Source organism: Bacillus sp. 5mfcol3.1 (genome assembly GCF_900114335.1).
In the GTDB taxonomy this organism is placed as follows: domain Bacteria; phylum Bacillota; class Bacilli; order Bacillales; family Bacillaceae_G; genus Bacillus_A; species Bacillus_A thuringiensis_S.
In genome coordinates, this window is sequence record NZ_FOST01000002.1 from 889,290 (window position 1) to 903,055 (window position 13,766).

Sequence of the window (13,766 nt, forward strand, 5' to 3'; positions counted from 1 at the left end):
TGTACTTTAAAAAGATATAAAAAAGGGGGGAGGCAAGGGCGCTTAATGTGAATCCCTTGTGTGAAAATGAAAATTGGAATTGTCGGACCAGGTGCTATTGGTCTATTGTATACATTTTATTTACAAAAAAGTAACCAAGATGTTACGTTGTTTACAAGAACAGCTAAGCAAGCTGAAGAGTTAAATGAAACAGGTGTAACTTGTATTAGAGATGGAAGATGTGAAACAGTATATCCAGCTGTTTTACCGATAGAAAGTATGGTAGCGCAAAATTTAGATTATATATTTATTGCTGTGAAGCAATATCATATAGATGACATACTACCGTTTGTGGAAGGTGCATCATCATTAATCTTTTTGCAAAACGGAATGTCGCATCTTCCAAAGATGCTGCAAATAGGGAGTGAAAATATAGCTGTTGGTATTGTAGAACATGGTGCGAAAAAAGAGGGAGGGCACATCGTTCATCATACTGGAGTAGGTGTAACGAGATTTGGAGTGGTTTGTGGCCAATCTATACATTTTAAAAAAATATTTCATTCTTTTCCGGTTGCTTATTTTCCAGTTCAAATAGAAACAGATTGGGAAGAGATTATGCGCAAAAAATTAGTAGTAAATGTATGTATCAATCCGTTGACAGCGTTATTGGGAGTTAAGAATGGTGAATTAATCACGAATCGTTTTTTTTATCAAATGATGGAGCAAGTGTTTCAGGAGGTCGCATTTCTTATTAGAGGAGAAAAAGAAATGGTATGGCAAATGGTACGAAATGTGTGTGAAGGAACGTCTCGTAATACATCCTCTATGTTAGCGGATGTAAGAGCGAATAGACAGACGGAAATTAATGCGATTGTTGGGTATGTATTAGAAGAGGCTAAGAAACAGCAACGACCAGTTCCGATACTTCAATTTTTGTTCGATGCAATAAAGGGGTTAGAAACAAGAGTATAAGTGTTATTCTTTGCTTTTAAGTGAAACATTGACTACAATGTGGATTGGTGAGAGAACTGGATACGAAAGGAAGAATTATATGGAGATAAAAGAAATCTCTGTTCCGCAACAAGGTGTTGTAGCGGACTATATGAACGGTAAAAAAGAGATACAGTCATGTTTTGATTATATGTTAACAGAAGATGCTTTTAAACAACGTTTACATGATTTGCGTGAAAGGGAGTTTTTCCGCCAAGATTTAGTAGCGCATTTATTAGAATATAATACAAAATTACAAGCGGGAGAATCTACACTTCAAAATGTAAAAGCGCTTGGAGATGAAAATACATATGTTGTTATAGCTGGACAACAAGCGGGGTTATTAACTGGACCGCTTTATACAATTCATAAAGTTATTTCAATTTTACAGCTTGCAAAGGAAAAGGAAGAAAGTTTAGGAGTTAAAGTTGTCCCTGTCTTCTGGATTGCGGGTGAAGATCATGATATGGATGAGATTAACCATACTTTTGTAGCGAAAAATAAAAAGATGAAAAAAACTATTTTTTATGATCGTAATCCGAAAAAGGCGAGTGCTTCTGAGTCTGAACTTTCTGTTGAAGATTGTAGAAGTTGGATTGAAGAGATTTTTAAAACATACCCAGAAACAAATTTTACAAAGGATGTATTAAAATTTGTTGATGATGCTTTGAAAAAATCGAATACGTATGTAGATTTCTTTGCTCATCTTATTACGAAAATCTTTGCTAATTCTGGTTTAATCCTTGTTGATTCACATCATCCTGAATTAAGAAAGTTAGAAATTCCATTTTTTAAGCGAATTATAAGTAAGTATAAAGAGGTGCAAGAGGGGCTTCGTAATCAGCAGGAAGTAATTAAAGAACTAGGATACAAACCGATTATTGAAACGAAGTCTCATGCAGTGCATATATTCATGGAAATAGATAATGAACGAGTATTGCTTGAAGAGCATCAAGGTAAGTTTGTTGGAAAGGATGGGGCGCATTCCTTTTCATATGAAGAGTTGATTGAAGAAATGGAGAGAAATCCGGCACGTTTTAGTAATAATGTTGTAACGCGTCCTCTTATGCAAGAGTATGTATTTCCTACGCTCGCATTTATTGGAGGTCCAGGGGAATTAGCTTATTGGAGTGAATTACAACAAGTATTCCATACTGTCGGTTTTCAAATGCCACCTGTCGTTCCTCGTCTTACAATTACTTATGTGGAGAGAGATATAGCGACAGATTTATTCGATCTGCAATTGAGAGAAAGTGATCCGTTTTTAAATGATGTCGATAAACTGCGTGAAAACTGGTTGTCTAATCGAGTAGAGGAACCGATTGATGATCATTTTGAAAAGGCGAAAAAAGAAATTGCCGATATTCATATATCTTTACAGCAATTTGTAAAGAAAATAGAGCCAGGATTAGGTGCGTTTGCAGGGAAAAACGAATTGAAAATTAATGAACAAATTGAACTGCTGGAAAGAATGTTGAAAAGAAATGTTGAGAAAAAGTATGAGGTTGAGCTAAATAAATTCCGCCGTATACAATTCGCACTTCGTCCATTAGGTGCGCCGCAAGAACGTGTGTGGAATGTATGTTATTATTTAAATCAGTTTGGTTTGGATTTCGTTGATCGTGTAATGGAAAACCCTTTTTCTTGGGACGGAAAACATCATGTTATAAAACTATAAAATCTTGCTCTTTGGAGCAGGATTTTATTTTTATTCCGTTGAATTTACTGTGAAGTGATTTTTTTCTGAATTATCAATCAAAAAAAGTGTTGGATATGGTAATTGTGTTGGATACTTAAATATATGACAAAATAGCACAAAATGTAAACGTATTATTCGCTTTTTCGACAGTTTTTTATTTAAATTCCCGCAAAAGATGATAAAATTTAGTATATAATAAAAGAAAATAGCGATTTGTATAGTATGTTGCCTTTGTTGGTAAGTTAAATGAGTCGTTCTTTCGTATTATTTCATTCTCTAAGCGTGAAATATGTGCTTAGAGGAAGGGATACATTCAACATAATTAATTGGAAAAAGAGTAGGTGCAACAATGTTTAAACACGTAACAGTGCTTTTAAAGGAAACAGTAGACGGCTTAGATATAAAGCCAGATGGTACATATGTAGATTGTACACTGGGGGGAGGAGGACATAGTTCTTATTTATTATCCCAATTAACTGAAGGTGGAAAATTAATAGCGTTTGATCAAGATGAGATAGCGATTCAAAACGCGAAAGAAAAGTTCTCTTCATACGGTGAACAGTTTATAACAGTAAAGAGTAACTTCCGTTATTTAGCTGAAAAACTGCAAGAAATAGGTATAACAGAAGTAGACGGTATTTTATTTGATTTAGGTGTTTCATCCCCACAATTAGATACACCAGAGCGAGGCTTTAGTTATCATCATGATGCACCGTTAGATATGCGGATGGATCAAGATGCCCCATTAACGGCATATGATGTTGTAAATAGCTGGTCATATGAACAACTTGTAAGGATTTTCTTCCAATACGGTGAAGAGAAATTTTCAAAACAAATTGCAAGAAAAATTGAAGCTTATCGTGAGAATAAAGCTATTGAAACGACAGGAGAATTAGTAGAGCTAATTAAAGAAGGTATTCCGGCTCCTGCTCGTAGAACTGGTGGGCATCCTGCTAAGCGGGTGTTTCAGGCAATTCGTATAGCTGTAAATGATGAATTAAAAGTATTTGAAGAAGCATTGGAATCTGCTATTGAGATGGTTAAGCCAGGTGGAAGGGTTAGTGTTATAACATTCCATTCATTGGAAGATCGTATTTGTAAAACAACGTTTAAGCGAAATAGTACAACGCCACAATTGCCACCAGGATTACCGATTATTCCTGATGAATTTAAGCCGAAATTAAAGCTTATTACAAGAAAACCGATTTTACCTTCTGATATAGAGCTAGAAGAAAATAATCGTGCGCGTTCTGCGAAGTTGAGAATCGCTGAAAAACGATAAAAGGGAGAGAGAGGTATGACTAATTTAGCTGTAAAGTACAAACAACAAGCGCAAGAAGAGGTGCAAATTCAAACGCCCCCACAGCAGATGGCTAAGCCGAAGGTTAAAGCGAAAATTACAAGAATCGAAAAACTGTTGTATGTAGCGTTTATTGGCTTTTTATTGTATGCCTGTGTCGCGTTTATTGGAAATAAAGCAGGCCTTTATCAAGTTAATGTAGAAGCAGCGACGATAGAAGAAAAAATTGTACAGCAGCAAAAAGAAAATCAAGAATTACAAGCTGAAGTAGAGAAGTTAAGTCGCTATGAACGAATCGCTGAAGTTGCAAAAAAACATGGGCTAGAAATTAATGCGAATAATGTGAAAGGCCTCAAATAAGGCAATAGGTGTGAAGGAACGATGAAGAAGAATATGACTAAATTTCATACCAATAAGGGAGCAGGTTATTTTATGATATTTTTCCTCCTGCTCTTTTTGCTGTTATTAGCCCGATTTTTTTACATACAATCAACAGGAACAGTTCATAATCAGGATTTAGATGCACTTGCTAAACAAAAGCATAGTAAAAAAGGAGTTCTTGAAGCGAACCGAGGAACCATCTATGATCAAAACGGTCATGTGTTAGCACAAGACGCAAACTCTTATAAAATAGTAGCTGCGCTAAAAGGTGCTAACTCTGTTGAGAATAAAGAAGATACTGCAAAGAAAATTGCAGGAGTACTTGGAAAAGGCGAAGAGGATATTTTAGCTTCTTTAAATAAGGAAGGTAGAAGTCAAGTCGAATTTGGAACGTTAGGCAAGGATTTGACGAAAGAAAAGAAGGAACAAATAGAAGCGTTGAAATTGCCGGGAATATCTTTTATTACAGAAAATGCAAGGGTGTATCCAAACGGTGATTTTGCATCTTACGTTATAGGTCATGCAAAACCAAATGAGAATGGAACCTCGGTAGGTCAATTTGGCATAGAAAAAAGCTTGGATAAATACTTAAGTGCTTCTAATGGAGAAGTAGCGTATACAGGTGATCGTAAAGGTGTATCCCTTGATGGTGGAAAAGTTAATGTAAAGGCACCTAAAAATGGAGATAACGCTTATTTAACAATTGATCAACGTGTCCAAAGTTATTTAGAAGACGCGATGAAAGCAGCAAGTAAGCAATATGAGCCAGAAAGTTTAATAGGGATTGTTGCAGATCCAAAAACCGGAAAAATATTAGCGATGTCTACTAAACCTAGTTATGACCCTAATGATCGTCAAATTAAATATTTCTTCAATGACGCAATTGCCAATGCATTTGAACCTGGATCAACAATGAAAATTTTCACGTTAGCGGCAGCTATTAATGAAGGTGTGTACAAAGGGCAAGATTATTATCAGTCCGGGACATATCAAGTCGGAAATAGGAAAATAAAAGATCATAACGGTGGTGCTGGTTGGGGCTCTATCACGTTTGATGAAGGGGTAGAGCGTTCTTCAAACGTAGCGTTTGCAATTTTAGGAGATCAAAAACTTGGTCCAGAACGTTTCCGAAAATATATTCATAGTTTTGGATTAGATGAAAAAACGAACATTGATTTATCAGGTGAAGGATCGAATACAATTTTATTTGATCAGCAAATACAACAAGTGACAACAGCTTTTGGACAAGGTTCCACTGTAACACCAATTCAGCTTGTACAAGCTGCAACGGCCATTGCAAATGATGGGAAAATGATGAAACCTTATGCAATTGATAAAATTGTAGATCCAATAACAGACAAAGTAAAATTAGAACATAAGCCAGAAGAAGTAGGAAAACCTGTTACAAAGGAAACAGCAGCGCAAGTAAGACAGTTATTAGAACGTGTTGTTACATCTCCGAAAGGTACAGGGACAGCTTATAAAATTGATGGATATTCAGTTGGTGGTAAAACAGGGACAGCGCAAATTCCGGATGGAAAAGGCGGCTATATGACAGGAAGACAGAATTATATATTCTCATTCTTAGGTATGGCACCAATGGACGACCCACAACTTGTTGTGTATGTAGCTGTTAAACAGCCGAAATTAAAAGATGATGAGAACGGTGCACAGCCTTTAGCTGATATTTTTAAATATGTAACAAAAAATAGTTTAGAGTATTTAAAGATTAAGCCAAATGAAGTGAAAGATCCGAAAAAACATCTGAAAGAACAACAAACTACTGTTCCAGATGTAACTGGTAAAACGATGGCTGAAGCGGGGAAAGCAATTGATAAAGCAAAACTTCGTCCAATCGTACTAGGTGAAGGGAAAGTACAGCAACAAGTACCAAAAGCAACTGAACAAACATTGAAAGGCGACCGAGTCTTCTTGGTAGGAGATAAGCCTACAATGCCAAATATACAAGGATGGGCACTGCGTGATGTTATGAATTTAGCGAAGACATTACAGCTTAACTTGAAGCCTTCTGGTACAGGATACGTAACAGAGCAAAGTGTGGCGGAAGGAACATTATTACAACCTGGTACAGAATTAGGTGTCACACTCGTACCGCCACTCGAACCACAACAAGAAGCAGAAAAGCCGTAATGGTAAAAGAGAAGAAGTTCTAATTAAATAAGTACAAGCATATATTGGAACAAGCTAGGCGTAAGGGAGGCTTGTTCCGATATGCGTGTATCAAATGTAACAGTTAGAAAACGACTTATTTTTATACTTATATCAGGTATACTTATTTTCACTATTATCGATATTCGTCTTGGATATGTGCAATTTTTTCTTGGGAATATGTTAACGGATCGTGCGAAAGATTCATGGAGTCGTAATATTACTTTTGAACCCGAACGTGGGAAAATTTTAGACCGAAATGGTGTGGAACTTGCCACGAATAAAAGTGCTCCAACTGTCTTTGTTGTACCGAGGCAAATTGAAAAACCAGCAGAGACTGCAGAGAAGTTAGCTGCAGTATTAGGTGTGGAAAAAGATGAGATTTATAAAAGAATTACAAAAAAAGAATCGATTGTAAGGTTAGATAAAGGCGGAAGGAAAATATCACATGACAAAGCGAAAGAAGTACGAGGATTAAGTTTGAAGGGCGTGTATATCGCAGAGGATTCTATCCGGTACTATCCATTTGGAAACTTTTTATCACATGTATTAGGTTTTGCAGGTAGCGATAACCAAGGTCTTATGGGGCTAGAAAAATATTATGATAAAGAGCTAAATGGGGACAAAGGTCATGTTCGTTTTTTTGCAGATGCGAAAGGACAAAGGATGCCTAATGTTGGTGATGATTTCAAAAAGCCAGAAGCCGGTTTGAATTTAGGATTAACAATCGATGCGCGTATTACAAGGATTATGGAAAGAGAAATGAATATTGCGGAGTCAACTTATAATCCAGACGGTATGATTGCAATTGCAATGAATCCTAAAAATGGTGAAATTTTAGGTATGTCTAGTCGGCCGAGTTTTGATCCAGCGGATTTTCAAAGTGTCTCTCCAGAAGTGTATAACAGAAATCTACCTGTGTGGAGTACGTATGAGCCTGGTTCAACATTTAAGATCATTACACTAGCTGCAGCATTGAATGAAAATTTAGTAGACTTAGAGAAGGATACGTTTTATGATGATGGAGCAGCTGAAGTCGGTGGAGCTAGATTGAAATGCTGGAAAGCAGGAGGTCATGGCAGTCAAACGTTTTTAGAAGTCGTTCAAAACTCATGTAACCCGGGATTTATTGAACTTGGTGATCGCCTTGGTAAAGACCGATTATTTAAATACATTCGTAATTTTGGTTTTGGGCAGAAGACTGGGATTGACTTGCAAGGTGAAGGCAGTGGGATTTTATTTAATTTAGATAAAGTTGGTCCAGTAGAGCAAGCGACAACTTCATTCGGCCAAGGGGTTTCTGTTACACCAATTCAACAAGTAGCAGCTGTAGCGGCGGCTGTAAATGGTGGAACATTGTATCAGCCGTATATAGCTAAGGAGTTTATTGATCCGAAAAATAATCAAGTTGTTAGTAAAAAGACACCTGTTGAGAAAAGAAAAGTTATTTCCAAGGAAACTTCAGAAAAAGTTCGTTATGCATTAGAGAATGTTGTAGCGAAAGGTTCTGGTAAAGGTGCTTATATTGATGGATATCGTGTAGGTGGAAAAACGGGTACTGCTCAAAAGGTGAAAGATGGTAAATATTTAGAGAATAATTATATTGTATCTTTTATCGGATTTGCTCCAGCGGATGATCCAGAGATTGTTGTGTATGTTGCTGTTGATAATCCAAAAGGGGTTACACAGTTTGGTGGAGTGGTAGCAGCTCCAATTGTCGGGAATATCCTTCGAGATGCGCTTCCTGTTATGGGAGTGAAACCGAGAAAAGAACAAGTTGAAAAAGAATATAAATGGGGCGATACACCAACTGTGGAAGTTCCGAATTTAATTGGAATGAAAAAGAAAGATTTACAAACACAACTCGTCGATTTGCAGCTTGATATAAGTGGAGATGGAGAGAAAGTAATTAAGCAATCACCAGAAGCGGGAGCTAAAGTAAAAGAAGGCTCAAAAATTAGAATTTACTTCGGGAATTAAAGGTAACATAGTACGTTTTATGGTACAATTGGTGGAAGTGAGTTCTTTATAGAACAGTTACTTAACTTGAGACAATAAGTATCTCAGTCATAAATAGGCCAGTAGCACTTACCTCCTTATATAGGAGGTAATGTGTTGCTTACTGAAAAAAAGATAAATAAACAATGTAGAGAGGGTTTAGTGAAATGAAGTTGCATACACTTTTATCATGTTTGCATGATTTTCCAGTTGTTCCAAAAGAAAATCCAGAAATCACATCTATAGAAGCTGATTCACGTAAAGTGAAAGAAGGAAGCTTATTTGTATGTATGAAAGGATATACGGTTGATAGCCATGATTTTGCTAAGCAAGCAGCGGCACAAGGAGCGGCTGCTATTGTTGCGGAAAGACCAATTGATGTTGACGTTCCAGTTGTACTTGTGAAAAATACTTTTCGTTCGTTAGCGGTTTTAGCTGATTATTTTTATGGTCAACCGACACACAAGTTACATTTAATCGGAATTACAGGTACAAATGGAAAGACAACAACATCGCATATTATGGATGAGATTATGCGAGCACATGGTCATAAAACAGGGCTAATTGGAACGATTAATATGAAAATCGGTGATGAAACATTTGAGGTGAAAAATACAACACCAGATGCACTAACACTTCAACAGACGTTTTCAAAAATGGTTGAACAAGGTGTGGACAGCACGGTAATGGAAGTTTCGTCACATGCGTTAGATCTTGGTCGTGTACACGGATGTGATTACGATGTAGCGGTGTTTACGAACTTAACACAAGATCATTTAGACTATCATAAAACGATGGAAGAATATAAACATGCAAAAGGGTTACTATTTGCACAGCTTGGCAATAGTTATAATCATAATCGTGAAAAGTACGCTGTGCTGAATAGCGATGATAATGTAACAGAAGAGTATATGAGAAGTACTGCAGCAACTGTTGTAACATATGGTATTGATACAACAAGTGACATTATGGCAAAAAATATCGTTATGACGAGTGGCGGAACTACATTTACCCTTGTCACACCGTATGAAAGTGTAAATGTTACGATGAAATTAATAGGTAAATTTAATGTGTATAACGTACTTGCAGCAACAGCAGCAGGACTTGTTTCGGGTGTGAAATTAGAAACAATCATTGCTGTTATAAAGGAACTAGCTGGGGTTCCAGGGCGTTTTGAAGTTGTTGATGGAGGACAAAATTATACAGTTATTGTTGATTACGCACATACGCCGGATAGTTTAGAAAATGTATTAAAAACTGCAAAACAATTCGCAAAAGGTGATGTGTATTGTATCGTTGGTTGTGGTGGCGATAGGGACCGAACGAAGAGACCGATAATGGCAAGTGTTGCAACAAAATATGCAACTCATGCAATTTACACATCAGATAATCCAAGAAGTGAAGATCCAGCGGCTATTTTAGATGATATGGTACATGGTGCAAGTGGAAATAATTATGAAGTGATTATTGATAGAAAAGAAGCGATACACCATGCAATCACTAAAGTAAAAGCAGATGATATCATTATTATTGCTGGTAAGGGTCATGAAACGTATCAAATTATTGGTAAAGAAGTTCATCATTTTGATGATCGAGAAGTTGCGAAAGAAGCAATTACAGGGCGTTTAAACAACGAAGAGTAACAACGTGAGAGGAGGACTACATGTGCTTGAGCAAGGTTTATTAGTAACGGCTGGGGTAGCATTCTTAATTTCTGTTGCCCTTTCGCCATTGTTTATTCCATTTTTAAGAAAATTAAAGTTCGGACAGAGTATTCGTGATGAGGGACCAAAGTCACATCAAAAAAAATCAGGGACACCGACAATGGGTGGTATCGTCATATACGTATCTATGATGGTAACTTCACTTATTATGGCGATTAAGTTTAATTATTTAGGTGCAGAGGTTTCGTTATTACTATTAGTGACGTTTGGTTACGGATTAATCGGATTTTTAGATGACTACATAAAGGTAGTTAAGAAGAGAAATCTTGGTTTAACATCAAAACAAAAATTAGTAGGGCAGCTTGTTATTGCTATTGCATTCTTTTTAATTGGAAAAGGGCAAGCGTTCCACACATACATTATGATTCCGGGAACGGATGTTAAGTTTGAATTAGGTTGGGCGTATTTTGTACTTGTACTATTTATGCTTATTGGTGGATCAAATGCAGTTAACTTAACTGACGGTTTAGATGGTTTATTATCAGGAACAGCTGCTATTGCATTTGGAGCATTTAGTATTATTGCTGTGGCACAAGAGCAATTTGGAGTAGCGATATTCTGTATGGCAGTGGTAGGAGCTGTACTTGGATTTTTAGTATTCAATGCGAATCCAGCAAAAGTGTTTATGGGAGATACAGGTTCATTAGCTTTAGGTGGAGCCATTGCAGCTGTAGCGATTTTATTAAAACAAGAATTGCTACTTGTAATTATTGGCGGAGTATTCGTCATGGAAACTTTATCGGTTATTATTCAGGTCATTTCATTTAAAACAACAGGAAAACGTGTCTTTAAAATGAGTCCATTACACCATCATTATGAATTATGTGGTTGGTCAGAGTGGCGTGTTGTTGTGACGTTTTGGTCTGCAGGATTTTTATTAGCTGTGTTAGGAATTTATATCGGGGTGTGGATGTAATTGAAAACTGTAACTGAATTTCAAAATAAGAATATTCTTGTATTAGGCATTGCAAAAAGTGGTTATGCAGCAGCTACATTGTTACAAAAGTTAGGGGCGAATGTCATTGTAAATGACGGAAAGCCTTTAGCTGACAATGTACTTGCTGCAGAATTACAAGCAAAAGGAATGGACGTTGTATGCGGTGGCCATCCTTTAGAATTATTAGAGAGAAATATTTCTCTTGTCGTTAAAAATCCAGGAATCCCGTATTCTAATCCAATATTAGTTGCTGCGAAAGAAAAGCAAATTCCAATTGTTACGGAAGTTGAATTAGCATATCGTATTTCAAAAGCGCCATTTGTTGGAATTACAGGATCTAATGGTAAAACGACGACAACAATGCTGACATTTGAAATGTTAAAAGAAGGACAAAAGCATCCTGTTATTGCAGGGAATATAGGAACTGTAGCTTGTGAAGTAGCACAGGATGCAAAAGAAAATGAAGTTGTAGTTACAGAACTTTCATCGTTCCAATTGATGGGAGTAGAATCGTTCCAGCCTAAAATTGCAGCGTTCTTAAACTTATTTGAAGCCCACTTAGATTATCATGGGACGAAGAAGGAATATGGTTTAGCAAAAGCAAATGTTTTTAAAAACCAAACAGAAAACGATTATAGTGTAATAAACGCGGATGATGCAGATGTGATGGCTTTATCTGCGGATACTAAAGGTCAAAAAATCTTGTTTTCGACAACGAAAGAAATTGAAGATGGCGCGTGTATAAAAGATAACGCTCTTTATTTCAAAGGTGAAAAAGTTGTTGAAGTAAGCGATATCGTTTTACCTGGTCAACATAATCTAGAAAATATTTTAGCTGCGATGAGTATTGCGAAATTATTAGGTACTTCTAATGAAGCAATTACGGTCGTGTTAAAACGTTTTACGGGTGTAAAACATCGTTTAGAATATGTAACAACGATTAACAACCGTAAGTTTTATAATGACTCAAAAGCAACGAATATGTTAGCGACTGAGAAAGCACTATCTGCGTTTACACAACCGATTGTGTTACTAGCAGGTGGGCTTGACCGCGGAAATGAATTCGATGATTTAATTCCGTATTTCAAAAATGTAAAAGCGATTGTAACATTTGGACAAACAGCTCCCAAACTAGTAAGAGCGGCAGAAAAAGCGGGATTAGATATAATTGAAAGTGTCGATACTTTAGATGAAGCAGTGGTGAAAGCTTATGCTCATTCTAAAGAAGGTGATGTTGTTCTTCTTTCTCCAGCGTGTGCAAGCTGGGATCAATTTAAAACATTTGAAGAAAGAGGAGACATTTTTATACAAGCTGTGCATAAACTTATATAAAGTAAATCAAAACATCAGTAGGCTAACACCTACTGATGTTTTGTTACATAGGGCAAAAGGTTCTGCCTAAAGAGGTGGTGTTTGTGGGTAATGAAGAAAACGCCTGATTTTATGCTCATCATCGTAACACTTTCATTGTTGACAATCGGAATGATTATGGTTTATAGTGCGAGTGCAGTTTGGGCCTCTTATAAAATGGGGGACTCATTCTTTTTTGCAAAAAGACAATTACTGTTTGCGGGTCTTGGTGTAGTAGCTATGTTTTTTATTATGAAAATTGATTATTGGGTGTGGCGTACGTATTCAAAAGTAATTTTGCTAGTTTGCTTCATTCTTCTTATTCTCGTTCTTATTCCTGGAGTAGGTCTTGTTCGAGGAGGAGCACGAAGTTGGATTGGGATCGGAGCATTTTCGATTCAACCATCAGAATTTATGAAGTTTGCGATGATTATTTTCTTGGCGAAGTTTTTAGCGGAACGGCAAAAATTGATCACATCTTTTAAACGTGGTTTATTACCGGCTCTTAGTTTTGTGTTTCTTGCTTTTGGGATGATTATGTTACAGCCAGACCTTGGGACAGGAACGGTAATGGTTGGGACATGTATCATTATGATATTTATTTCGGGAGCGAGGGTCTTTCACTTTGCAATGTTTGGTTTGATTGGTGTAGCGGGATTTGTAGGATTAATTGCATCAGCACCGTATCGAATGAAACGCATTACATCATATTTAGATCCGTGGTCAGATCCGCTTGGAAGTGGATTTCAAATTATCCAATCATTACTCGCAATTGGACCTGGTGGATTATTTGGGCTTGGACTTGGACAAAGTAGACAAAAATTTCTTTATTTACCTGAACCACAAACTGACTTTATATTTGCGATCTTATCCGAGGAATTAGGTTTTATTGGTGGTTCATTTGTGTTATTATTATTTAGTCTATTATTATGGCGCGGGATTCGTATCGCATTAGGAGCGCCAGATTTATATGGTACGTTTTTAGCAGTAGGTATTGTGGCGATGATTGCGATTCAAGTAATGATTAATGTTGGTGTTGTAACAGGACTGATGCCTGTTACGGGTATTACCTTGCCGTTTTTAAGTTATGGTGGATCAAGTTTGACATTAATGTTAATGGCAGTAGGTGTATTATTAAATATAAGTCGCCATTCTCGCTACTAAACCCTGTTTATAAGACAGGGTTTTTCGTATGTGTGTAAAAATGCAATATGTATATAGAAATAAATATAATGGAAA

General features: G+C 36.6%; 10 protein-coding genes. All 10 read left to right on the top strand.

Going from position 1 to position 13,766, the window contains the following annotated elements:
• The first annotated feature begins 66 nt into the window (after positions 1 to 66).
• The 10 genes from panE to spoVE all read left to right on the top strand — a co-directional run bounded on the left by panE (position 67) and on the right by spoVE (position 13,691).
• Positions 67 to 951, top strand: a complete 885-nt coding sequence (gene panE / locus BM089_RS14145) for a 2-dehydropantoate 2-reductase (RefSeq protein WP_002094123.1) — start codon at positions 67 to 69, stop codon at positions 949 to 951.
• Between the two features lie 79 nt (positions 952 to 1,030).
• Entirely contained in the window at positions 1,031 to 2,647 is a 1,617-nt protein-coding gene (gene bshC, locus BM089_RS14150; protein ID WP_000403041.1) for a bacillithiol biosynthesis cysteine-adding enzyme BshC, read from the top strand.
• Between the two features lie 370 nt (positions 2,648 to 3,017).
• A complete protein-coding gene (rsmH, locus tag BM089_RS14155; protein WP_000472508.1) occupies positions 3,018 to 3,950 on the top strand; it encodes a 16S rRNA (cytosine(1402)-N(4))-methyltransferase RsmH in 933 nt (310 codons plus the stop codon).
• 15 nt (positions 3,951 to 3,965) lie between these two features.
• Positions 3,966 to 4,328, top strand: a complete 363-nt coding sequence (gene ftsL, locus BM089_RS14160; RefSeq protein ID WP_000182804.1) for a cell division protein FtsL — start codon at positions 3,966 to 3,968, stop codon at positions 4,326 to 4,328.
• Positions 4,329 to 4,400: 72 nt separating this feature from the next.
• On the top strand, positions 4,401 to 6,500 hold the full coding sequence (locus BM089_RS14165) for a penicillin-binding protein (RefSeq protein WP_002094122.1): 2,100 nt from the start codon (positions 4,401 to 4,403) through the stop codon (positions 6,498 to 6,500).
• An 81-nt stretch (positions 6,501 to 6,581) separates the two neighbouring features.
• A complete protein-coding gene (locus BM089_RS14170) occupies positions 6,582 to 8,498 on the top strand; it encodes a stage V sporulation protein D (protein WP_001266235.1) in 1,917 nt (638 codons plus the stop codon).
• A 185-nt stretch (positions 8,499 to 8,683) separates the two neighbouring features.
• Positions 8,684 to 10,159 carry a UDP-N-acetylmuramoyl-L-alanyl-D-glutamate--2,6-diaminopimelate ligase gene (gene murE / locus BM089_RS14175; RefSeq protein WP_000766289.1) on the top strand — a complete coding sequence of 492 codons (1,476 nt, stop codon included), beginning with the start codon at positions 8,684 to 8,686 and terminating at the stop codon, positions 10,157 to 10,159.
• A 22-nt stretch (positions 10,160 to 10,181) separates the two neighbouring features.
• Entirely contained in the window at positions 10,182 to 11,156 is a 975-nt protein-coding gene (gene mraY, locus BM089_RS14180; RefSeq protein ID WP_000893060.1) for a phospho-N-acetylmuramoyl-pentapeptide-transferase, read from the top strand.
• Positions 11,157 to 12,509 carry a UDP-N-acetylmuramoyl-L-alanine--D-glutamate ligase gene (gene murD, locus BM089_RS14185; RefSeq protein ID WP_000860103.1) on the top strand — a complete coding sequence of 451 codons (1,353 nt, stop codon included), beginning with the start codon at positions 11,157 to 11,159 and terminating at the stop codon, positions 12,507 to 12,509.
• Between the two features lie 90 nt (positions 12,510 to 12,599).
• The gene (gene spoVE / locus BM089_RS14190) at positions 12,600 to 13,691 is read left to right on the top strand and encodes a stage V sporulation protein E (RefSeq protein ID WP_000753524.1); all 1,092 of its coding nucleotides are present in this window, start codon (positions 12,600 to 12,602) and stop codon (positions 13,689 to 13,691) included.
• Positions 13,692 to 13,766 lie beyond the last annotated feature (75 nt).